Annotated in this window: 21 protein-coding genes; 7 read left to right on the top strand and 14 right to left on the bottom strand. The window is 52.4% G+C overall.

Annotation, left to right across the window (positions count from 1 at the left end):
* Positions 1-69 precede the first annotated feature (69 nt).
* Positions 70-1,047 carry an NAD(P)H-quinone oxidoreductase gene (locus DDY07_RS02490; RefSeq protein WP_171694688.1) on the top strand — a complete coding sequence of 326 codons (978 nt, stop codon included), beginning with the start codon at positions 70-72 and terminating at the stop codon, positions 1,045-1,047.
* Between the two features lie 2 nt (positions 1,048-1,049).
* Positions 1,050-1,895, top strand: a complete 846-nt coding sequence (locus tag DDY07_RS02485; protein WP_171694687.1) for a sulfurtransferase — start codon at positions 1,050-1,052, stop codon at positions 1,893-1,895.
* A 104-nt stretch (positions 1,896-1,999) separates the two neighbouring features.
* On the opposite strand, the gene DDY07_RS02480 is transcribed toward DDY07_RS02485, so the two are convergent.
* The 7 genes from DDY07_RS02480 to ettA all read right to left on the bottom strand — a co-directional run bounded on the left by DDY07_RS02480 (position 2,000) and on the right by ettA (position 10,195).
* Positions 2,000-3,295 (bottom strand): adenylosuccinate synthase, encoded by a 1,296-nt coding sequence (locus DDY07_RS02480; RefSeq protein ID WP_171694686.1) that lies wholly within the window; start codon positions 3,293-3,295, stop codon positions 2,000-2,002.
* 42 nt (positions 3,296-3,337) lie between these two features.
* Positions 3,338-4,534: an ATP phosphoribosyltransferase regulatory subunit gene (locus DDY07_RS02475; protein ID WP_171694685.1), complete on the bottom strand. Its 1,197-nt coding sequence runs from the start codon at positions 4,532-4,534 to the stop codon at positions 3,338-3,340.
* A 70-nt stretch (positions 4,535-4,604) separates the two neighbouring features.
* Entirely contained in the window at positions 4,605-5,459 is an 855-nt protein-coding gene (gene hflC, locus DDY07_RS02470) for a protease modulator HflC (RefSeq protein WP_033157325.1), read from the bottom strand.
* Between the two features lies 1 nt (position 5,460).
* On the bottom strand, positions 5,461-6,654 hold the full coding sequence (gene hflK, locus DDY07_RS02465) for an FtsH protease activity modulator HflK (protein WP_033157324.1): 1,194 nt from the start codon (positions 6,652-6,654) through the stop codon (positions 5,461-5,463).
* 153 nt (positions 6,655-6,807) lie between these two features.
* Positions 6,808-8,085, bottom strand: a complete 1,278-nt coding sequence (gene hflX / locus DDY07_RS02460; RefSeq protein ID WP_171694684.1) for a ribosome rescue GTPase HflX — start codon at positions 8,083-8,085, stop codon at positions 6,808-6,810.
* A gap of 11 nt (positions 8,086-8,096) precedes the next feature.
* Positions 8,097-8,339 carry an RNA chaperone Hfq gene (hfq, locus tag DDY07_RS02455; protein WP_020482487.1) on the bottom strand — a complete coding sequence of 81 codons (243 nt, stop codon included), beginning with the start codon at positions 8,337-8,339 and terminating at the stop codon, positions 8,097-8,099.
* Positions 8,340-8,530: 191 nt separating this feature from the next.
* Entirely contained in the window at positions 8,531-10,195 is a 1,665-nt protein-coding gene (gene ettA / locus DDY07_RS02450; RefSeq protein ID WP_171694683.1) for an energy-dependent translational throttle protein EttA, read from the bottom strand.
* 93 nt (positions 10,196-10,288) lie between these two features.
* Between ettA and DDY07_RS02445 the strand changes: the two genes are divergently transcribed.
* The 5 genes from DDY07_RS02445 to DDY07_RS02425 are packed head-to-tail and all read left to right on the top strand — an operon-like array spanning position 10,289 to position 13,522.
* The gene (locus DDY07_RS02445) at positions 10,289-10,990 is read left to right on the top strand and encodes a TatD family hydrolase (protein ID WP_171694682.1); all 702 of its coding nucleotides are present in this window, start codon (positions 10,289-10,291) and stop codon (positions 10,988-10,990) included.
* On the top strand, positions 10,983-11,738 hold the full coding sequence (locus tag DDY07_RS02440; protein ID WP_171694681.1) for a ThiF family adenylyltransferase: 756 nt from the start codon (positions 10,983-10,985) through the stop codon (positions 11,736-11,738). Before DDY07_RS02445 ends, DDY07_RS02440 begins: the two co-directional genes overlap by 8 nt.
* A complete protein-coding gene (locus tag DDY07_RS02435; protein ID WP_171694680.1) occupies positions 11,731-12,132 on the top strand; it encodes a hypothetical protein in 402 nt (133 codons plus the stop codon). The genes DDY07_RS02440 and DDY07_RS02435 overlap by 8 nt, the downstream gene beginning before the upstream one ends.
* Positions 12,133-12,188: 56 nt before the next feature.
* On the top strand, positions 12,189-13,106 hold the full coding sequence (locus DDY07_RS02430) for a methyltransferase domain-containing protein (RefSeq protein WP_171694679.1): 918 nt from the start codon (positions 12,189-12,191) through the stop codon (positions 13,104-13,106).
* Positions 13,107-13,111: 5 nt separating this feature from the next.
* Positions 13,112-13,522 carry a hypothetical protein gene (locus DDY07_RS02425; protein WP_171694678.1) on the top strand — a complete coding sequence of 137 codons (411 nt, stop codon included), beginning with the start codon at positions 13,112-13,114 and terminating at the stop codon, positions 13,520-13,522.
* A 22-nt stretch (positions 13,523-13,544) separates the two neighbouring features.
* Here DDY07_RS02425 and DDY07_RS02420 read toward each other — a convergent pair whose 3' ends face one another.
* The 7 genes from DDY07_RS02420 to DDY07_RS02390 form a co-directional block, all read right to left on the bottom strand.
* A complete protein-coding gene (locus tag DDY07_RS02420; protein ID WP_171694677.1) occupies positions 13,545-14,684 on the bottom strand; it encodes a carboxynorspermidine decarboxylase in 1,140 nt (379 codons plus the stop codon).
* The gene (locus DDY07_RS02415) at positions 14,681-15,280 is read right to left on the bottom strand and encodes a 5-formyltetrahydrofolate cyclo-ligase (RefSeq protein WP_171694676.1); all 600 of its coding nucleotides are present in this window, start codon (positions 15,278-15,280) and stop codon (positions 14,681-14,683) included. Before DDY07_RS02415 ends, DDY07_RS02420 begins: the two co-directional genes overlap by 4 nt.
* Entirely contained in the window at positions 15,273-16,211 is a 939-nt protein-coding gene (gene miaA / locus DDY07_RS02410; RefSeq protein WP_171694675.1) for a tRNA (adenosine(37)-N6)-dimethylallyltransferase MiaA, read from the bottom strand. The genes DDY07_RS02415 and miaA overlap by 8 nt, the downstream gene beginning before the upstream one ends.
* Positions 16,212-18,074 (bottom strand): DNA mismatch repair endonuclease MutL, encoded by a 1,863-nt coding sequence (gene mutL / locus DDY07_RS02405; protein WP_171694674.1) that lies wholly within the window; start codon positions 18,072-18,074, stop codon positions 16,212-16,214. It lies immediately after the preceding gene.
* Between the two features lie 85 nt (positions 18,075-18,159).
* Positions 18,160-19,710 carry an N-acetylmuramoyl-L-alanine amidase gene (locus DDY07_RS02400; protein ID WP_253734387.1) on the bottom strand — a complete coding sequence of 517 codons (1,551 nt, stop codon included), beginning with the start codon at positions 19,708-19,710 and terminating at the stop codon, positions 18,160-18,162.
* Positions 19,711-19,754: 44 nt separating this feature from the next.
* Positions 19,755-20,225 carry a tRNA (adenosine(37)-N6)-threonylcarbamoyltransferase complex ATPase subunit type 1 TsaE gene (gene tsaE / locus DDY07_RS02395; protein ID WP_171694672.1) on the bottom strand — a complete coding sequence of 157 codons (471 nt, stop codon included), beginning with the start codon at positions 20,223-20,225 and terminating at the stop codon, positions 19,755-19,757.
* Positions 20,225-21,688 carry an NAD(P)H-hydrate dehydratase gene (locus DDY07_RS02390; protein ID WP_171694671.1) on the bottom strand — a complete coding sequence of 488 codons (1,464 nt, stop codon included), beginning with the start codon at positions 21,686-21,688 and terminating at the stop codon, positions 20,225-20,227. Before DDY07_RS02390 ends, tsaE begins: the two co-directional genes overlap by 1 nt.
* Between the last annotated feature and the right edge of the window lie 106 nt (positions 21,689-21,794).

Below are 21,794 nucleotides of genomic sequence, written 5' to 3'. Positions count from 1 at the left end.
CGTTGAAAAAATACTGTTAGTCAAATGCGGCGCATATAATACGCTACTCTCTCCGCAAAGCTTAACACCATGCGTGCCATCGAGATTTATCGCTCCGCTGAGTTGACCGATTTAATCGTCGCCGATCAGGCTCTACCCTCACCCGCCCCACATCAAGTATTGATAAAAGTCGTTGCCGCCGGGGTAAACCGCCCAGACCTGATGCAGCGCAAAGGTCTGTATCCCCCGCCACCTGACGCATCCCCGGTTCTAGGCCTGGAAGTAGCCGGCACTATCGCTGAACTCGGCAGCCAAGTAAAACATCTCAACATTGGGGACCCTGTGTGCGCATTGCTGACCGGCGGCGGTTATGCGGAATATTGCCTGGCAAGCGCCTGTTGCTGCATGCCAATACCTCAAGGCTTCAGTTTTATTCAGGCCGCCGCGCTGCCGGAAACTTTTTTTACCGTGTGGAGCAACCTATTTGATCGCGCGAAACTGCAAGCCGGCGAAAGTTTATTAGTTCATGGGGGGACCAGTGGTATCGGTACCAGCGCGATTCAACTCGGTAAAGTCTTCGGTAGCCAAGTGATTGTGACGGCCGGCAGCGATGACAAATGCCAGTTTTGTCGAGAGCTCGGCGCGGACCTGAGCATCAATTATCGGCAGCAGGACTTTGTCGAAGCCGTTATGCATCACACTGGCGGCAAAGGCGTTAATGTCGTTTTAGATATGATCGGCGGCGACTACTTGCCCCGTAACTTGAAATGCCTGACTATCGACGGCCGACTCCAACAGATTGCCATCCAAAACGGCGGCAAGAGCGAAATCAATCTGGCATCCGTATTGATGAAGCGCCTGACCATCGCCGGCACCACCTTGCGTCCCCGCGACGACAACTTCAAGGCTAAAATAGCCCAACAACTTTTTGCAAAGGTTTGGCCGCTACTGGAATCCGGCCAAATCAAACCTATCATCGATTCGGTTTTTCCACTAGCTAGGGCATCGCAAGCCCACGAGCGCATGGAAAGCAACCAACATATCGGTAAAATTATTTTGGAGGTTTAAACATGTCCTACACCACACTGGTTTCCACAGACACTCTGGCTGCTAATTTGGACAACCCGGATTGGCGAATATTCGACTGCCGTTTCTCGCTCGCCGATGTGACAGCCGGCTATAAATCCTATCGACAAGGCCATATCCCCGGTGCGCGCTATGCTGATTTAAACCAGGATTTGTCTTCGCCAGTGCGATCCTATACCGGCCGCCACCCATTACCGGACTTTACATTATTAGGCAAAAAGCTAGGCGATTGGGGCGTTAACAACCGCAGTCAAATCGTGGTGTACGACGATGCCGGTGGCGCGTTTGCCGGGCGGATGTGGTGGCTGCTACGCACGATGGGGCATACTCAAGTCGCGGTGCTGGATGGCGGATTTACACGCTGGCAAAAGCAAGACTTGCCGGTCACTACCGTGCTTCCGAAAATTACCGCCAGTCAATTCCGCGTCTATCTTGACAACAAACAATGGCTGGATGCCGATCAAGTGGCAAACGGTTTGGCGACACGAAAAATCACCTTGATAGATGCCAGAACACCTGAACGCTTCCATGGTCGACAAGAGCCTATAGACCCAGTAGCCGGCCATGTACCCAAAGCGCGAAATAGGCCCTTGCACACCAATCTGGACAAATCGGGATTATTTTTACCCGCCGCTCAGTTACACCAGCAATTTAGCGCGCTAGTAGCTCCTTATCCAGCCGAGCAAGTAGTACATATGTGCGGATCGGGTGTGACCGCCTGCCATAACCTGTTAGCGATGGAAATTGCAGGACTAAAGGGTTCTAAACTTTACGCCGGCTCATGGAGCGACTGGATTACTAACCGGAATAGAGCTGTCGCTAGAGATTGACCCCAGCATAAGCCGAAACAGCGGTGCTGTATTTTCTGAACGATTAAAACTGTAAAGACGCTGAATATATTCAGCGTCTTAAAGGCAGGTTTATTGCTTAAGCGTTAAGCCTGGAACGGATTTTCCAAGACTATGGTTTCGTTCCTGTCCGGGCCCGTAGACAAGATCGTGACTTTTACACCGACCAGTTGTTCCAGCCTAGCAATATAGGCTTTGGCATTTTCCGGCAATTGTGCAAAATCAGTAACGCCAGCAGTCGTACCTGTCCAACCCGGCATTTCCTCGATCACGGCTTCACATGCGGCATATTGATCAGCACCTAGCGGGGCGGTCTCAGTCATTTCACCGTTAATCTTGTAAGCGGTACAGATACCAATTTTATCCAGGCCATCCAGCACGTCGAGCTTGGTCAGGCAGATACCGCTCAAGCTATTTAATTGCGCCGATTTACGCATGGACACCGCGTCGAACCACCCGCAACGGCGTTTACGGCCCGTAGTAGCGCCAAACTCGTGGCCTTTCACGCCCAGATGCTCGCCGTAATGATCCAGCAATTCGGTGGGGAACGGACCATTACCCACTCTAGTGGAATAGGCTTTGGTGATGCCCAATACATAATCCAGTGCCAAAGGCCCCACTCCAGTACCAGTAGCCGCACCGCCCGCCGTGGTATTGGATGAAGTGACGTAGGGATAAGTACCGTGGTCTATATCAAGAAGTGCACCCTGCGCGCCTTCGAACAGCACGTTTTCACCTTGGTTTTGATAGCTGTAGATAGCCTCGCCAACGTCGGTCAGCATCGGCTTGATGATCTCACCCAAACGCAAGGTATTTGCCAGTACCTCGTCATAATTAACCGGCTCGACATGGTAATAATTAATCAGCATGAAGTTGTGATATTCGACCAGCTCTTTTAAGCGAGCGGCGAATTCTTCGGTATTGCGCAAATCGCCGGCTCGCAAGCCGCGTCTGGCTACCTTGTCTTCATAGGCAGGCCCAATACCGCGGCCAGTCGTGCCGATGGCCTTGCTGCCTCTAGCCTTCTCACGAGCCTGATCGATAGCAACATGTATCGGTAAAATCAAGGCGCAGGCTTCGCTGATCTGCAACCTATGCCGGACCGGTACGCCGGATTTTTCCAAAATCTCGATTTCCTTCAATAACGCTTCCGGGCACAGCACGACGCCATTGCCTATCATGCATTGCACGCCTTCCCGCAATACACCGGACGGAATCAGATGCAATACGGTTTTTTCGCCGTTAATCACCAAGGTGTGACCGGCATTGTGGCCGCCTTGAAAGCGCACCACCGCAGCAGCTTGTTCGGTTAAAAGATCGACCAGCTTACCTTTACCTTCATCGCCCCATTGCGTGCCGATAACAACAACATTCTTTCCCATATTTCTAACCTTAAACTAGTGGTTTAACGACAGCTTATTGATCTAACGACAGCTTATTGATTTAACAACCCAGCGTTGATTGTGTTTTTCTAAAATAGCATTGCAGCCCTGCTGTTCAGCGCCGCCTTGTTGTTCCGGCAGATGTTGAATCACTGCCACGCCTTGCGCACGTAAATCTCTAATAGCTTCCCGCAAATCAGCATCTTCCGCAAAAGGGGCAAACACTAACTGCGCTGCTTCGTCATCGACTTTATACATGCCCGCCAATACTTTTAAATCTGCACTAAAACCGGTAGCGGCTCGCGCTCGGCCGAATACTTCGCCGATATTATCGTAGCGGCCGCCGCGGGCAATTTCCTTGCCCAAAGCAGGCACGAAAGCGGCGAATACCATGCCGGTATGATAGTGATAACCCCGTAACTCGGCCAAATCGAAACTCACCGTCAACGCCGGAAAATCTCGGCGTAATTTATCGGCTATACCCTGCAAATCCGCCAAGGCGCCGGCAATTTCATCAGCACCGGCAAAACCGGTCAATAAGGCTTTAGCTTTATCAAGTACATCCCGGCCGCCATTCAGTTTAGGCAAAGCATTGAAGACGTCTTTATAGCGCGCGTCTATATTAAACTCGGCAAGCAATTCCGCTAGCTCAGTTCTGGCCTTACGCTGCAGAACATCGAACAATTCAGCTTCCTGTTGCGGATCAAGACCGGCATGTTCAGCCAAAGCTCGGTAGATAGCCACATGCCCTAAATCCAGATGCACGTTTTGCAAACCGCTAATCGCCAACATTTCCAGCATTAACTGGATGACTTCGTAATCGCTTTCCAGACCGGCATGCCCGTATAGTTCAGCACCAATTTGCATCGGGCTACGGCTTTTTTCCAGAGGATCGCCCAAAGTGTGCAGCACGGTACCGGCATAGCATAAGCGAGTTGGACCGTCGTGCTGGAAGTGATGAGCATCGATTCTCGCCACTTGCGGCGTCATATCCGCGCGTACCCCCAACATTTCGCCACTCAATTGATCGGTCAGCTTAAACGTCTGTAAATCCAGGTCATGTCCTGAACCGATCAGCAAGGAGTGGAGAAAGTCCACAAACGGCGGAATGACCAACTGGTAACCCCAGCAGGCGAAAGTATCCAAAAGCTTTCTGCGCAACTTCTCCAGATGCGCGGCTTGTTCCGGCAATACTTCGCTAATTCCTTCCGGCAATAGCCAGGTGTCTTTTTTTTGCATTTTGTCTGTCTCAAACACAGCAAACGCCCCGCATAGCGGGGCGTTTGACTACTAGTCATTCAAACGGAGGTTATTTCTGATTCTTGAAATATTTGAAGAAGTCGGAATTCGGTTCCAGCACCATGATGTTGCCGGATTTGCCCAAGCTTTCTTTATACGCTATCAGGCTGCGATAAAACGCAAAGAAATCGCTGTCTTCACTGTATGCTTTAGCGAAAATATCCGCAGCTTTAGCGTCACCTTCACCTCGCATCACTTCAGAATCGCGGTAAGCGTTGGCCAAAATGATCTCCCGCTGCTTATCAGCATCGGCGCGAATCCGCTCGGCGGCTTCCGAACCTTGTGAACGGAACTCCCGAGCCACCCGCGCCCGTTCGGCTTCCATTCTTTGATAAACCGAGGTGCTGACTTCCGCCGGCAAATCAATGCGTTTTACTTGAACGTCAACGATCGTGATGCCTAATTTTGCTGCATGCGGCGAGACATTGGTAATCAAAGCATCGCGAATGGCACTGCGATCCGTAGATACCAGTTGTTTGATCTCGCGTTTGCTAAACTCGCTGCGTGCAGAATCTTTGATGATTTGATCGAGACGAATATTAGCCTGGTTCACATCACCGGCAACGGTGGTGTAAAAGGTCTTGACATCACCTATCCGCCATTTGACAAACGAATCAACGATAACATTTTTCTTTTCCGCCGTTAAAAAGCGCTCCGGCGTGGAATCCATCGTCAGAATGCGCGCTTCGAACTTTTTAACATTATTGATAAACGGTAGTTTAAAGTGCATGCCCGGTTGAAAATCGGCACCGACAATCTCGCCTAATTGAAACTTAATTACCCGCTCGGTTTCTGCCACGGTAAATACCGACATCGAGAGCAAGATGACTACTGCGCCAACGGCGACTAAAATCTTATTTCCCATCTTAGCGTCCTCTCACATCGCGTTCACGGCTTGACGTGCGCACATCGGTTTTAATTTCTTTCACAGGTTGGGGGCTTAAAGAAACCGGCTCGTGACTGACTACGGGGGCCGGGGCGGCATCTTCAGCAGCCTTATTCGCCAACTTTTCCAACGGCAGATACATAATGTTATTACCGCCTTTCACATCCACCAGCACGTTGTTGGAACGGCCCAGGACCAATTCCATTGCTTCGATATACATCCGCTGCTTGGTTACCGCCGGTGCTTTTTTGTATTCGGCCAGCAATTGCGAGAAGCGGCTGACATCACCGTTTGCGCGGGCAATCACTTTTTCTTTATAGGCTTCAGATTCCTGCACAATACGTGAAGCAGCACCACGGGCTTTGGGCACTACGTCGTTAGAATAGGCTTCAGCTTCGTTGATCAAGCGCTGCTTGTCTTCCCGCGCCTTGATGGCATCTTCAAAGGATCCTTGTACTTGTTCGGGTGGCTGTGCGTCCTGCAAGTTGACGCTGGTGATCAAAATACCGGTTTTGTAGGCATCCATGACCGCTTGAATTTCTGACTTAACCGCCAAAACAATGTCGCTACGGCCTTCGGTCAGCACAAAGTCCATATCACTGCGACCGATCACGCCACGCTGCACGCTTTCGGTGACTTGTTTCAGCGTTGAGGCTGGGTCGAGTACGTTAAACGCATAGTCCTTGGCATCTTTGACTTGGTATTGGACGGCTAAACGGACGTCGACGATATTTTCGTCTTTAGTCAGCATCATCGCTTCCTTAGGCACTGAACCCATACCCTGCCCGCCACCGGAACGGTAACCCACTTCAATAAAGCGTTGCTGCTCGACATTGATGACCGCCACTTGCTCTATAGGCGACGGGATATGCCAGTTCAGACCGGGCTGTGTGGTATTGACATAGGCACCGAAGCGAGTCACCACGCCGCGCGTACCTTCGTCGACGGTATAGAACCCGCTCAAACCCCATAGAACGATTGCACCTGCAGCCAGCAAACCGACACCTTTCATTGACGGGCCGTTGCCGATACCACCTTTAGAACCGCCACCGAAAATACCGCCCAGCTTGTCCTGTAGCGAACGAATTACCTCGTCCAAATCGGGTGGATCATTCTTATCATTACGACCACTCCAGGGGTCTTTTTTACCACCGCCGGGTTCATTCCAAGACATACCAAACACTCCAAAGATTGGATTTGAAAACTCTAAAGCTATTTCGTAATGACCGCCTGTTCGATGATTCGAAGCACTGGCTGGTCTATCCGAAAAGTCGCCATTCTATCGTAACTTAACCATTTCCGAGCAAATAACTGGGGGATTCTTACGTCAATCCCCCGGCTGAGCCTGCTCATGAACGTCAATACCCTTCAACAAGCCCAAATGCTTTTTGTCGATTTCTATCGTCAATTCGCAATCGCCGCTGTCCTTATTTACTTCGTTGATAATTTTCACAAAAGTAAACAATTTCGCCTTTAAGCCCGCTTGGCTAGCCGGCAAATAGCATTTTCGAATCACCTTGCTGCTCGCGAATAATTCGGACAAGGCCTGTTGCAACAGATCACAGCCTACCCCGTTTTGCGCGGAAATCCAGACGCTGACAGGTTTACCGTCCGCATCGTAGTCGATGTGCGGTGCAACGTCCTCGAGCAAATCAATTTTGTTGAAAACCATCAACTGGGGAGTTTTAGCGGCATCAATGTCGCTCAAAACTTGGTTTACCTGATAGATCGTGTCTTCGCGATCTTCCGCCGCCGCATCGATCACGTGCAATAGCAAATCCGCCTCGCTGGCTTCCTGCAACGTAGATCTGAATGCCGCCACCAATTCATGAGGTAAATGCCGAATAAAGCCCACGGTATCGGCCAAAATAATTTCGCCGCCATTACTCAGCGACAATTGCCGCAAGGTGGGATCCAATGTGGCAAACAATTGATCGGCCGCATAAATGTCGGCACCGGTTAAGGTGTTAAACAAGGTGGACTTACCGGCGTTGGTATAGCCAACTAAAGATACGGTAGGAGTTTCGGCCTTTTTACGCTTACTTCGGCCTTGATGACGCTGCTTTTCAACCTTACCCAGGCGCTGTTGAATCTGCTTGATACGCACCGCCAATAATCGCCTATCGGTTTCCAACTGGGTTTCGCCAGGACCACGCAAACCGATACCGCCTTTTTGCCGTTCCAAGTGCGTCCAGCCGCGAATCAACCGAGTGGACAAATGTTTAAGTTGCGCCAGTTCGACCTGTAATTTACCTTCGAAGGTTTGCGCCCGCTGCGCAAAAATATCCAGGATCAGGCCGTTGCGATCCACCACCCTGACTTCCAACGCTTTCTCCAAATTACGCTCTTGGCTGGGTGTGAGTGGATGATTGACGATAACGATATTGGCTTCGTGCTCGATGATCGCCGACCTGATTTCTTCAACCTTGCCCGTGCCGACAAAATATTTCGGATCAGGCCGATACCGGCTACCGGTGACTACATGAGTGGGTTGGGCGCCTGCGGATTTGGTTAGTTCTTTCAGCTCGTCGAGGTCTTCTTGACCAACTTGCAAATTGAGGTGAACGAGAATGGCTCGTTCACCCGCATCGGGACGTTCAAACAAAAAATAACCTCTTAGCTTTCGTCGCTAACGTCGGGGTCACGGTGCATCGTGACATTTTTGCCGGGAACGATAGTGGATATGGCATGCTTGTAAACCATCTGATTCACAGTGTTTTTCAGCATCACCACGTATTGGTCGAAAGAATCGACGCGGCCTTGCAGTTTGATACCGTTAACCAAAAAAATCGACACGGGGGTGTGTTCTTTTCTGAGGGCATTCAAAAAGTTGTCCTGCAAGTTTTGTGCTTTCGACATCCTATTTCTCCTTATTATTGTTCGGTGCGCTATTAATACATTACCCGCTAGACCCACCAATTTCAACACGCGGGCTGCGGATCAATAAAAAACTGTTAGTGACTTTGGGACTACTCGCCGCTATTTCAAGTTCAATCGAATCTTTATTAGCAAAGCCGTTGCGAAAATAACAACGGCTGCTTAAGTTCAGCTTAGCCGATTTTTTTATATTTGATACGACGCGGATTATCGGCATCTGTGCCCAGGCGGCGATGCCTATCGGCCTCGTAGTCGGCATAATTACCCTCAAACCACACAACTTCGCTATCGCCTTCGAACGCCAACATATGTGTGGCGATCCGATCCAAGAACCAACGATCATGCGAGATCACCACCGCGCAACCAGGGAAAGCCAGCAGAGCCTCTTCCAGTGCCCGCAAGGTTTCCACGTCCAAATCGTTGGTCGGCTCGTCGAGCAGCAGTACGTTGCCGCCGCTTTTCAGCAACTTGGCCAAATGCACGCGATTACGCTCGCCGCCGGACAATTCGCCTATGCGTTTTTGCTGATCGCCACCCTTGAAGTTGAACCGGCCGATATACGCCCGCGACGGCGTTTCGTATTTGCCGACGGTAATCATGTCCAAACCGTCGGAGATTTCTTCCCAAACCGTCTTGTTGTTGTCCATGTCGTCGCGCAACTGATCGACATAGGCCATTTGCACGGTTTGCCCAAACTTGATTTCACCCGAATCCGGTTTTTCAAATCCCGCCATCATCCGGAACAGCGTGGTTTTACCGGCACCGTTCGGGCCGATAATGCCGACGATGCCGCCCGGCGGTAATTTGAAGCTCAAATTGTTGATCAACAACCTGTCGCCAAAACCCTTGCTGATGTTCTCAACGTCGATCACCACATCGCCCAGACGTGGACCGGGTGGAATATAAATTTCCTGGGTCTCGTTACGTTTTTGCGTTTCGACCGATGATAACTCTTCAAAACGTGCCAGACGGGCCTTACTCTTGGCATGGCGGCCTTTCGGATTGGAACGCACCCACTCCAGCTCGGCTTTCATGGCTTTTTGCCGAGAAGACTCTTGTTTCTCCTCCAGCTCCAGACGTTTTTCTTTTTGTTCCAGCCAAGAAGAGTAATTGCCTTCCCACGGAATCCCCATTCCGCGGTCCAGCTCCAAGATCCAGCCGGCCACATTATCGAGGAAATACCTGTCATGGGTTACCGCTACCACGGTACCTGGATAATCGTGCAGAAAGCGCTCCAGCCAGGCCACCGATTCGGCATCCAAATGGTTGGTAGGCTCGTCCAGCAACAACATATCAGGTTTGGACAGCAATAAACGGCACAACGCTACCCGGCGCTTCTCACCGCCGGACAACTTGGTGACATCGGCATCCCAGTCCGGCAGGCGCAACGCATCGGCCGCCACTTCCAGCGTGCGATCCAGATTATGCCCGTCACACGCATTGATAATGTCTTCCAGCTTGGCTTGTTCGGCGGCCAGCGCGTCGAAATCGGCATCCGGCTCCGCGTAAGCGGCATAAACGGCGTCCAATCGGGCCAGCACATCTTTGATTTCCGCAACCGCTTCTTCGATATTGCCCCGCACAGTTTTATTCGGATCCAATTGCGGTTCTTGCGGCAGATAGCCGATCTTGGTGCCTTTCAGCGGAATCGCTTCGCCTTCGATTTCCTTGTCGATGCCAGCCATGATGCGCAGCAGCGTGGATTTACCGGAGCCGTTCAAACCGAGCACACCTATTTTGGCGCCAGGAAAAAACGATAAGGAAATGTCTTTAAGGATGTACTTCTTGGGCGGTACGATCTTGCCGACCCGGTTCATCGAGAAAATATATTGCGCCATTGTTTTTCTGCTGAAGAAATAAAATAGCATTATACCGTGCGATAACGGTTTTTTAAGGGTGTTAATTTTTATCGAGTATCAGGTGGTAATTCAGTGAAAATTGAAACAACTACGGGGGCGCTGAGCTTGGCCGATGCCTACATTGACATTCATTGCCACCAAATCGGCAATCAGCAGACCGTTGAAATGAGCAGCATTGCCACCCAGGATTTCGACGTCACGGCAACACAACACGGTTTTTACAGCTTGGGTTTACATCCCTGGCATCTCGATAAAGAAGACGCCGAAACCGCTTTAGGGAAAATCAGCGCAGCAAGCCAGGATCCACAGCTATTGGCAATTGGCGAATGCGGACTGGACAAAGCTATTGCCACGCCATTGGCCATGCAAATCCCCGCATTCATGAGCCAGATCAAACTCGCCAACCAACTTGGCAAACCGTTGATCATTCATTGCGTACGCGCCTTTAACGAGCTGATCCAGATTAAAAAATCCACCCCAAACACCGAGACACCCTGGGTCATTCACGGCTTTAACGGCAAACCCGCCTTGGCTGAACAATTACTAAGACACGGGGTTTATCTATCCTTTGGCGCCGCGTTATTGAATCCCCGCAGCCATGCCGGCGAAGCGCTAAGATACACGCCAACTGATCGCTTATTCCTGGAAACCGACACCGCAAACGTATCCATTGACGCGATATATGCCGCAGCGGCTAAAATGCTAGGTTTGGACATCGCGACCTTGCACCAACAAATCCTGAGCAATTTCAAACGAGTATTTCTGCATGACTGATTTAAGCTGGCTGTCCCGTACCGAACTATTAATCGGCAAACCCAAACTAGACAAGCTGCAACAATCCCATGTGTTGGTGGTGGGCATGGGCGGTGTGGGCTCGTTTGCGGCCGAATTTATCTGCCGGGCCGGGGTTGGCGAAATGACCATCGTCGATGGCGACGTGGTCGACCCGAGCAATCGCAATCGGCAGTTGCCGGCGCTGGCCACCACCCACGGCCAATCCAAAGCCGACATCATGGGTGAGCGTCTGCTGGCGATCAATCCGGATTTGAAATTGCATATCCGCCACGAATTCATCACCCCGGACACCGCCGCCGACTTGCTGACCACCCATTACGATTACATCGTCGATGCCATTGATAGCTTGACACCGAAGATTCATCTAATCCGCGCCGCGAAAACTAACAAAATGAAAATCGTCAGTTCGATGGGCGCGGGTGGCAAGATGGACCCGACCCATTTGAAAGTGGTGGACATCTCCAAAACTTATAACTGTCCGTTTGCACAATTCATTCGCACACGCCTGCGCAAACACGGCATCAGCCGTGGCGTGAAGGTGGTATTTTCGCCGGAAGTGGTGAATAAAGATTCGTTGATGTTTACCGACGGCAGCAATTATAAAAAGTCGGCTTACGGCACGATTTCCTATTTGCCGGCGGCATTCGGCGGCGTCTGCGCTTCGGTAGTCATCCGCAACTTGATTCACGATCCCGTACATTCGCACCACAACAAACATCATGGATAAATTACCCAGCCGTCCAGCGGATTCCTTGCTGGTCAATCCAGGCAAAAGTTCACGTTTGCAGGAGATGCGGCAGCGAGCGACCACGGCAAATCAGCCAGCACCCGCGCCTACTCAACCTAAGCTCAAAGCGACGGATGAAAGCATAAGTCCAGAGCTAGCCTTGGCTCGACAATTGATCGATCAACGCCTAACCGAAATTCTTGCAGCGCTTCCAATTGGTAAACAGCGTCGTTTGTTCAAGATTCGCTTTGGCGTGGAACCAGAGCAAATCAAAGACTTAGCAATAAAACAGATATTCGCCATGCTGGAAATCAATCACCCGCAATTCAACAATCTGTCGGCTAACATGAAGCGAATCGCCGATCTGAATTATAATGGCCGGCAACCCAACTAATTCGGCCGTTTACCTTGCGTTACGCTCAGCCGTCCCGTTCCTCGATTCCCGCTACGATGTACACCCTAGAACCCAACCAAGATTACCGCGACCAAAGCCTGCGCGATGACACCGAATTATCCAGCAGCGAGCTGCAAGCCGACGCCGCCAAACACTACGATGACTGCTACAACGATTATTTGGTGGCATGGTGCAACCGCGACAATCTGGCCTTGCATTATGGCTATTGGGACGAAGCCAAGCCTTACGATCAACATCAAGCCTTGCTGAACAAAAACCAGGTGCTTTATGAAAAAGCCGGGATTCAGGCCAGCGATAAGGTTCTGGACGCCGGCTGCGGCATCGGCGGCAGCACGATCTGGATGGCTAAACAACACGGCAATCGGGTAACCGGCATCACCATCAGCGCCAAGCAAGCCGACTATGCCCGTCAGCACGCCAAGCGCCACGGCGTTGCAGAATTAGTCGATTTCGAAGTCGCGGATTTTTGCGCCACGCCCTTCCCCGACGCCTCGTTTGATGTCGTCTGGGCTTTGGAAAGCTCTTGTCATGCGTTAAAAAAAGGCGACTTTTTGCGCGAAGCCTGGCGGGTGTTGCGTCCCGGCGGCCGAATTGTGGTTTGCGACGGCTTTGTATTACAGCGTCAATTCAGTGAACAGCAATGGCGGGCGGTAGTGACCTGTTTGAACGGTTGGGCCGTGCCGAATCTGTGCTCGCGCGACGAATTTAGCGGCTTGTTGGAACAGCAAGATTTTCAAGCCATCGTTTGCCACGACATCACCACACAAACTCAGGCATCGGTCGAGCACATGTTCAAAGTCGCCAAACGCCTGAAACCGGTACAAACCATCAGCCAATGGCTGGGGCTACGTTCCAAGGCACAAACCGCCAACTATTTGGTCGGTCTGGCCCAACATCAGTTGTTTACCGAAAAACTCACCGAATATTGCATTTTTACTGCGCAAAAGGCTTAAACACGATGCCGATGGTTTTACCGCGTTTGAAGTTTCTGACTCTATTTACATTGGTAGTATGCGGTGCAATGGGTTGCGCCAGCGTGCCGGCCAATAGCCAGCATGACAGCTTTGCCGACTACGCCGAATCGGTATTCCGCCACCAGAGTACGATATTAAGCCGACTGATGATGCTCAGTGAAGCCGAGCAATTGCCGGATAACGAGACCTTCGAAAATGCCGAACAAACCATGCACGATGCCTGTCATCTGTTGAACGAATATGCGGAAAGGGAAAGTGATGGCGAACACATGGGCTTGCGCTTTAAAGCCAAGGTACAAGCCAGCATCGAAGGTTGCGATGCCAGCATTCAGAAGATGGAAGCGCTAATGAGCGGCCTGGACCAAGAGCAAGCACCGCCGCACGCCCACCCTTAAAACACAAAACCAGCGCGAAACGCTAATCGCCGCTATTCGCCCATTGCCGGCAATAATCGGCATAACTATCGCGCTTTTGCAGCACCCAGCGGGCCGGATTGACGATGTAAACATCCGGCAACTGGTAACCGTTAAACCGATTGGCCTTGATCAGCGAATACGCCCCCACATCGGCAAATACTAAACGCTCGCCAACCTCCGGAATCCGCCTAAACCGATATTCGCCAAACACATCGCCGGCCAGGCAGGTCGAGCCGGCCAAAATTGCCGACTGTTCTCCGGCACCCTCTTCTTCCAGCAACCGAGGTTTCATCTGATATTCGAACACTTCCGGATGATGATTCACCGAGGTGTCCAAAATCAACACCTGCTTGCCGTCACTAACAAACCGATCCAGCACGGTGGCCAACAAATAACCAGCATTACCGACCAGCCCCTTACCCGGCTCCAGATACACATCGACGCCAAATTCGGCTCGCACATCCCTGATCAATTCCGCAACATCCTGCTGTTCGGCGATGGCGTGATACAAATAGCCGCCGCCCAGATTCAGCCATTTAAGCCGGTTGCGTTTTAGAATAGGCCGCAGCTTTTCCAGCGTCTGTTGCAAGGGCCTAAAATCCCGGCAGGCAAACACCGTGTGAAAATGTAATCCTTCCACATCAGCCGGCAAACCATCCCGCAGCAGCTCGATATCGACACCCAATTTGGAATGCGGCCGGCACGGGTCATAGCGTTGATCATCGGCAAAAGACAGCTTGGGATTAACTCGCAAACCTGGCGAATAATCGCCGACTGACGCCTGTAGCCGCTGATGCTGCGGCAAGGAATTGAAACTGATATGACTGCAAAGCCGGCCCAACTCTGCGAACTCGTCGGGGCGCAAGCCCGGCGTGGTCAAATGGATGCTACCGCCCGCATCTGCCAACACCTCTCCCGCCAAGCGCGCCTCGAACAAGGAACTGACCGAAAAGCCGTCGATTTGATCTTTTATCAGCGCCAGCAATGCCGCCAACGGCAGCGCCTTCATCGAATACAAAATCTTGCAGCCGCTTGCCTGCTTCAGCGCTTGCAGCGGTTTTAGATTGGCAAAAATTTGCGCCTCGTCCAGCACCAAGGCGGGGCTAGTGGGAATTTGTTGCTTTAGCTCGCTCCAATTCATCGTTGAGCATGCCTGTTGCCTGAATAAATCGCGCGCTCGGTAAGCACATAGTCCATGAACACATCGTGTGTATCCATCGCCACCTGCGGCAATAGTTGGGCTTCATAACAAATCGCCGCCAACACCGCGTCGGGCCGCACTTTTTGCAGTAGCCGATCGTAATAACCGGCACCGTTGCCCAAGCGCCCGCCTTGCTTGTCAAAAGCCACGCCGGGCACGACGACGACATCCAGCTCATCAGCAACCACTTGCTTAGCCGGCTCCAGCCAACGTGCACGCGGCGGCTCAAGAATATTCCACATGCCCGCTTGCAATTCGTCGAGTGATTCCAACTGCCACAAACCCAGTTGCTTATGGCCCGCGGTATCGACCGTACAATAAGGTACGACTATGCGCTTACCCGAATTTAGTTCTGCAGCTACGGTAGGTAGCGTCTGCACCTCTGAACGGCAATGCAAATACCACATCACCGTCTTAGCTGCTTGATACCAGGCTTGCTCGACGGCACGCCGGCAAATGTCGGCGCTGATCGCATCTTTATTAGCCTGAGCGTGGCGCGCTGCGTAGGCGATTTGGCGTTGTTCGGATTTATTCATAGGCGCGGCAATAGGTTAAGGCTTGTCCCAACAGCTCTTTAGAACCGGTAATCAAATGATGGGCATCCTGTTCCTTACGTAGCCAGGTAAATTGCCGCTTGGCCAACTGACGAGTCGCGATAATGGCTTTGTCCCGCATGGTTGCCAGATCGTATTCGCCGCTTAGATAGGACCAAGCCTGCCGGTAACCGACGCAACGAATCGATGGCATGCTCTCGTCCAGATCGCCGCGTCGCCATAAAGCCTGCACTTCGTCGAGAAAACCGTGTTTCAACATCAGATCGAAGCGCTCGGCAATCTTGTCATGCAAGGTACTACGCTGCTCAGGCGCAATAATCAATTTGATAAACCGGTACGGATGCTCGGCCTGCTGGTTGGCATCGAAGAAACTGGATAACGGCCGGCCGCTGATTTCAAAGACCTCCAGCGCCCGTTGAATACGTTGCGGGTCGTTGACATGTATCCGCGCCGCGGCTTGCGGATCGACTTGCGCCAGGCGGGCATGCAAGGCATCCTTGCCCAAGGTTTGCAATTCGTGGTCCAATCGCTGGCGAATCTCTGGGTCAGCGGCCGGCAATTGCGCCAAACCTTGGGTCAAGGCGCTGAAGTACAGCATCGTCCCTCCCACTAAAACCGGCAACTTGCCACGTTCAGTCATATCCGCCATCAACGCCAAAGCGCGGTCACGGAATTGACCGGTGGAAAAACTTTCGCTGGGATCGAGAATATCGATTAAATGATGCGGCACGCCACCGCGCTCGGCGATGTCGGGCTTGGCAGTACCAATGTCCATGCCACGGTAAACCAAGGCCGAATCGACACTAATGATTTCGGTGTCCAAGGCTTGCGCCAGCGCCACGCCCAGCACGGTTTTGCCGGATGCGGTCGGCCCCATCAACAGAATGGCCGACGGTTTATGCGTCTCACTCATTTATTGCCCACGCATGAAAAACCTGTCCAAGTCCTGATGGCTAAGCGCCACCCAGGTTGGACGACCGTGGTTGCATTGGCCGATGCGCTCGGTTTGCTCCATGTCGCGCAGCAAGGCGTTCATTTCTTCGATACTGAGTTTGCGCTTGGCCCGCACCGAGCTGTGACAAGCCATCGTCGCCAAAATCGCATTAATGCTTTCCTGGGCTTTATGGCTGACGCCGTGGGTGGCTAGATCGGCCAGGATGTCACGCACCAACTGATCGACATCGGCTTTCGCCAGCAGGGCCGGGGTGGCTCTGAGCACCACCGTTTCGGGGCCGGAACGGTTGATTTCGAAACCCAGATTCATAAAAAATTCGTGCTCTTGCTCTGCGAGATCGGCCTCGGCGGCGGTGACTTGCAATTTGATCGGCAACAGTAAGGGCTGGGAGACGATAGCCCGATTGTGGTAATGCTGTTTCAGCCGTTCATACGTCACCCGTTCATGGGCGGCGTGGGCATCCACCAAAATAATGCCGTTGGCCGTTTCCGCCAGGATGTAAATATTATGGATGTGCGCCAGCGCAAAGCCCAAGGGCGGTATTGCCGATTCGATGTTTGGCTTGACGCGGTCCGATTGCGGATAAAGCTTGCCGTAGGCTGTGATTTGCTCGGCCACATCCGACATATTGGCTCGTTCGGACGGGTAGCGATAAGCGCCGAATGCTTCAGGTGTAGGCCGTTGCGGCATACTATCCACACCCGACTCCGGCATCGTCAGAGGTAAAGAGGTTTGTTGATTCAAAGGCGTCCGCAACGGCGTTTGCGCCGCCGAAACTTCGCCTACAGTTTCGATTTGCTCCGCCACCAAGGCAGCGCCGGGCCGTTGATCCGCCAAGCTGCGATGCAAGGCCTGAAACAGAAAATCGTGCACCATCCGTCCTTCCCGAAAACGTACTTCCAATTTGGTCGGATGCGCGTTGACGTCAACCAGAGCCGGGTCGAGCTCCAGGTACAACACAAATACTGGATGCCGGCCGTGGTACAGCACGTCCTGGTAGGCCTGCTTAACGGCGTGGGCGACCAAGCGGTCTTTGATCAAGCGTCCGTTAACGTAGAAAAACTGCATGTCCTGCTGGCTGCGGGAAAAGGTTGGTAAGCCAACCCAGCCGTGCAAATGCAAACCGGATGCGGCAAAATCGATCTTCACGCAATTCTCGACAAAGGCCGAGCCGCAAATAGCGGCGATGCGTTTTTCCTGGGCAGCCTGCATCGCCGCGGGTTTGAGATTCAGCACTTCGCGCTGATTGTGATTCAACACAAAACCGACATCAAAACGCGCCAAGGCCAATTTTTGAATCAAGCTTTCTATGTGAGAAAACTCGGTCTTCTCGGCTTTTAAAAATTTACGCCGGGCCGGCGTGTTGTAAAACAGATCGCGGACATCCACCGTAGTGCCGGGGGGATGCGGATCGGGTTGCGGATCGAAATTTTGCTCGGTGCCGTCGGCGCTGACTTGCCAAGCGCATTCGGCATCGGCAGTACGGGAGATCAAAGTCAATCGCGCCACCGAGCTGATACTGGGCAAGGCCTCGCCGCGAAAGCCCATGCTGATCACATGCTCCAAATCGTCCAAGGAGGCAATCTTGCTGGTGGCATGCCGGGATAAAGCCAACGCCAAGTCATCCTTGACGATGCCGCAACCGTTGTCGCGGATTCGGATTTGCCGGGTGCCGCCCTGCTCCACATCAATTTGAATCTGCGTCGCGCCCGCATCGAAACAATTTTCCACCAGTTCTTTGACCACAGACGCCGGCCGCTCGACCACCTCGCCGGCGGCGATTTGATTGACTAATTGGGTAGGTAAAGCATGAATCCGCATCGGCCGAGCTCAAACAAAAGCGCGTATTTTAGCGGATGAAAATGAAACGGGGCGAAATGATTCGCCCCGCTTTAAGATAGTTTAATCAGCTGTCATGCGGAATTTGCAACACCTGACCAACCCGAACATTGCCGTCATTCATCGCATTGGCCATCCGCAAGGCTCGCATGCTTATGCCATATTGCTGGGCGATGCCGGACAGGGTTTCGCCGCGATTAATCACATGATGCGTGCCGGCACTATTGCTCGCGATTGTGGCTGGAGCCGCATCCAACTCTCTAGCAGCCAACACCGGTTTTTGTTCCGGTTTTACTTTAGCCACCGGTTCATTGTCATCCACATCCACTTCCGCCAATTGCACGGCTTTGGATTTGCCGGAACGATTCAACTGCGCCATCATCGTATCGGCCGGCGCATATTGTTTAAAGTGACCGACGATCCCGCTAAATACCGCCGAGGCCATTTTGTTTTGATAAGCCTTGGTGTTTAAACGGCGCTCTTCTTCCGGATTGGAAATAAATGCGGTTTCGACCAGGATAGACGGAATTTCCGCCGACTTTAACACGACGAATCCGGCTTTTTGCACGGTATTGCGATGCAAATGACCGACGCCTTTCACGCTTCTCAACACCTTATTACCGATGTTTTGACTGGCTTCCTTCGCCGCCTTATTGGATAAATCCATCAACACCGAGGTCAAGGTGTCATCTCTGTCCTCGGCGGCACCGCCATCCACCGCGTTTTCGCTATTAGCCAGCCACGTGGCGCCGGCACTGGACGCGCCTTTATTGGCCAACGTATAAACCGAAGCACCGTGCGCCTGACTGTCGCTAAACGCATCGGCATGTATCGACACAAACAAATCGGCCTTGGCCGCACGGGCAATACGGCGGCGTTCGTTTAATTTCACAAAATAGTCACCATCGCGAATCATCACCGCTTTCATGCCCGGCTGGCTGTTAACCATGCCTTGCAGGCTCTTGGCAATCGCAAACACCACGTCTTTTTCTTGCGTACCGTTCGCGCCCTGCGCACCGACATCCTTACCGCCATGACCAGCGTCGATGGCCACAATGATGTTACGACCCTTGGCTTTGGCGACCGATTTAACCGCGACAGGTTTGGCAGTGGTCTCGGATTTTTTAGTGGATTTATCGGTTTTTTCGGCAGCAGCAACCTCCGGGATAGCTGTCGGCTTTTCCGTTTTAACCGCCGCAACCGGAGTAAATGCTCTTTCCGCCGGCTTGGCTGTCAATTGCGGCTGCGCTGGCTGATCTTTTGCCGCCAAATCGATTTGTAAATTCTTACCGACCATCGCGACTTTGGCGTCCACATCAGATTTCAATTCGACGACGATACGCAAATCCTTGTTGTTACGCATTGCGCTGCGGGCAAAACCAAACAAGGGATGATCCGCAACCGGTTGATTCAAATCCTGCGCCATTTTGGCATCGCTAAAATCCATAACCAGACGATTAGGACTTTTCAACACAAACGCATGATGCTTGACCGTGCTCGGCAAATTGACCAGCAGTTGATTGGTGGATGAATAACTGATCGGACCCAGTTCAGTCTGAGCCGCGAGCACCGAAAACGTGGGTAATAACAAACCCCATATCCAGAAAATTTTAGACATCTGCTGCATACCCCACATTTCCACTAGTGACAACTTCGTTGAAATTATAGCAGTAGGTTATTGTTTTTCCAGTTTAGTTTTATGTCGCCAAGCCGATTTTTTGCTAACACATTGATTTCAGCGGTACGTTGCTGCTGAAAATAATTCAAGCTAACCTCCACATCGGCATTGGGCAGAAAGCCGGCACCCTTTTGCGGCCATTCGATGCAGCACAATGCGTTTTGGTTGAGATAATCGTCCATGCCCATCCACTCCAATTCCTCGGGGTCCTTCAGCCGATACAAATCAAAATGAAACAAGCGCCGACCATCGACTTCGTATTCCTCGACCAAGGTGTAAGTAGGGCTTTTCACCGCGCCTGAATGGCCGGCAGCGCGCAATAAGCCGCGCACCAGCGTCGTCTTGCCGGCACCCAAATCGCCGTACAAAAACAGCAGACATTTTGCCGGTAAGACTTGCCACAGCGCCGCGCCCAGCGCTTCGGTATCTTCGGGGGTTTCCAGCGTGATGTTCATTAATTCAATAATTTCCTGATTCGTTCCGGCAAATCAGCGGCCAACAAGCCGCGCTCGCCCAATTCTGCAGCCAGACTGTCAGCCGCTTCGCCATGCACATAAACACCCAGCCTAGTCGCCTGCTCCAAACTCAAGCCTTGCGACAGCAAACCGCCGATCAAACCCGACAACACGTCACCCATGCCGCCGCTAGCCATGCCGGGGTTGCCGGTGGTGCCGACATAGATCGTTTCGCCGCCGGTAATCAAGGTACCGGCGCCTTTTAATAAACAGGTACCGCCATATTGACTGTGCAAATCCGCCAACGCAGCAAAGCGGTCTGCCGAGATTTGCCGGGTATTACATGCCAACAAGCGCGCGGCTTCGCCGGGGTGCGGTGTTAAAACCCAGTTGTCGTGGCGCTTCTGTTGCTCCGCCAGCAAATTCAGCGCGTCGGCATCAAGCACGCAAGGCTTATCGCGACCCATGACGGTGCCAAACATTTCCCTGGCCCAATCGTCCTGACCAAGGCCGGGCCCGATCACGATGACATTGGCTTTATCCAGTAAGGCGTGCAGCGTTTCGCCGCATTCCGCACCGTGACACATCAACTCCGGCCGGCCGATATTGATCAGCCCGCTATGCGCAGCGCGGGTGGCGATACTAACCAGACCGGCCCCGGAACGCAAGGCCGCCTCACCCGCCAAACGAATCGCCCCGGTATAACCCAGATTGCCGCCAATCAGCAGTACGTGACCAAAATGGCCTTTATGCGCCGTCCGCGAACGACGCGGTAACGCTAACTTTTCCAGCAATTCGGCGAACGGCGGCATTGCCGCCAACACTGCGGCGTCGATATCCAAAGTGTCGCAAATAATCTCGCCGCAATATTCTGGCGCTGCGCCGGTAAACAAGCCGCACTTCAAACCGATAAAAGTCACCGTCACATCGGCCTTAACCGCGCAGCCCAATACCGAGCCGGTGTAGGCATGTAAACCGGACGGTACATCCACGGCAACTACCGGACAGTCTGAATCGTTAATTGCGGCGATGGCTAACGCATAACCTTGCCCGACTTCGCGACTCAAACCAATTCCGAATAAGGCATCGACGATCACGCCTTGCAGCCTGGATTGCCCGGCTTGGAAGTCACTGACACATCCCCCTGCCTTGATAAAATCTTGGTATGCACTGAGCGCATCGCCCGACAAACCTTGCGGATCGGTCAAGGCGTAAACGGTTACCTGATAATTAGCCTGCAAGGCCAGCGTCGCCACCTCATAACCATCGCCGCCATTATTGCCGCAACCGCAAAACACCGTGATCGCGGTGTATTGCGGCCAACGCCGCTGTATTTGTTCGAACAGCGCGTATCCGGCCCGCCGCATCAATTCCCTACCAGGAATCCCCAGTTCGTCGATCACATAACGCTCGGCTTCGCGGATTTGGGCGGTGCAAAAGAGTTTGTTTGAGGGTGTTTGCATGGGGTGACCTTGGGAAAGTCGATAGGATTTTTGTCGGTGATCTTGCCAAGATTGCTTAGCTGGATTGCTCCAGTAACTGTCGGCAAAACTAACTTAAATCAAACTC

It is taken from the genome of Methylomonas sp. ZR1, assembly GCF_013141865.1.
Lineage (GTDB): Bacteria > Pseudomonadota > Gammaproteobacteria > Methylococcales > Methylomonadaceae > Methylomonas.
This window is presented reverse-complemented; position numbering and strand designations above follow the sequence as displayed.

What these genes read in the sequence shown, in the direction of transcription:
- DDY07_RS02480 (WP_171694686.1), bottom strand. Translation starts at nt 3,295, where the DNA reads ATGGGAAAGAATGTTGTTGTTATCGGCACGCAATGGGGCGATGAAGGT.
- DDY07_RS02420 (WP_171694677.1), bottom strand. Translation starts at nt 14,684, where the DNA reads ATGAATTGGAGCGAGCTAAAGCAACAAATTCCCACTAGCCCCGCCTTG.
- hflK (WP_033157324.1), bottom strand. Translation starts at nt 6,654, where the DNA reads ATGTCTTGGAATGAACCCGGCGGTGGTAAAAAAGACCCCTGGAGTGGT.
- DDY07_RS02435 (WP_171694680.1), top strand. Translation starts at nt 11,731, where the DNA reads ATGGATAAATTACCCAGCCGTCCAGCGGATTCCTTGCTGGTCAATCCA.
- DDY07_RS02475 (WP_171694685.1), bottom strand. Translation starts at nt 4,534, where the DNA reads ATGCAAAAAAAAGACACCTGGCTATTGCCGGAAGGAATTAGCGAAGTA.
- DDY07_RS02415 (WP_171694676.1), bottom strand. Translation starts at nt 15,280, where the DNA reads ATGAATAAATCCGAACAACGCCAAATCGCCTACGCAGCGCGCCACGCT.
- DDY07_RS02490 (WP_171694688.1), top strand. Translation starts at nt 70, where the DNA reads ATGCGTGCCATCGAGATTTATCGCTCCGCTGAGTTGACCGATTTAATC.
- DDY07_RS02485 (WP_171694687.1), top strand. Translation starts at nt 1,050, where the DNA reads ATGTCCTACACCACACTGGTTTCCACAGACACTCTGGCTGCTAATTTG.
- tsaE (WP_171694672.1), bottom strand. Translation starts at nt 20,225, where the DNA reads ATGAACATCACGCTGGAAACCCCCGAAGATACCGAAGCGCTGGGCGCG.
- ettA (WP_171694683.1), bottom strand. Translation starts at nt 10,195, where the DNA reads ATGGCGCAATATATTTTCTCGATGAACCGGGTCGGCAAGATCGTACCG.
- DDY07_RS02430 (WP_171694679.1), top strand. Translation starts at nt 12,189, where the DNA reads ATGTACACCCTAGAACCCAACCAAGATTACCGCGACCAAAGCCTGCGC.
- DDY07_RS02425 (WP_171694678.1), top strand. Translation starts at nt 13,112, where the DNA reads ATGCCGATGGTTTTACCGCGTTTGAAGTTTCTGACTCTATTTACATTG.
- DDY07_RS02400 (WP_253734387.1), bottom strand. Translation starts at nt 19,710, where the DNA reads ATGTCTAAAATTTTCTGGATATGGGGTTTGTTATTACCCACGTTTTCG.
- DDY07_RS02390 (WP_171694671.1), bottom strand. Translation starts at nt 21,688, where the DNA reads ATGCAAACACCCTCAAACAAACTCTTTTGCACCGCCCAAATCCGCGAA.
- hfq (WP_020482487.1), bottom strand. Translation starts at nt 8,339, where the DNA reads ATGTCGAAAGCACAAAACTTGCAGGACAACTTTTTGAATGCCCTCAGA.
- DDY07_RS02440 (WP_171694681.1), top strand. Translation starts at nt 10,983, where the DNA reads ATGACTGATTTAAGCTGGCTGTCCCGTACCGAACTATTAATCGGCAAA.
- mutL (WP_171694674.1), bottom strand. Translation starts at nt 18,074, where the DNA reads ATGCGGATTCATGCTTTACCTACCCAATTAGTCAATCAAATCGCCGCC.
- miaA (WP_171694675.1), bottom strand. Translation starts at nt 16,211, where the DNA reads ATGAGTGAGACGCATAAACCGTCGGCCATTCTGTTGATGGGGCCGACC.
- hflC (WP_033157325.1), bottom strand. Translation starts at nt 5,459, where the DNA reads ATGGGAAATAAGATTTTAGTCGCCGTTGGCGCAGTAGTCATCTTGCTC.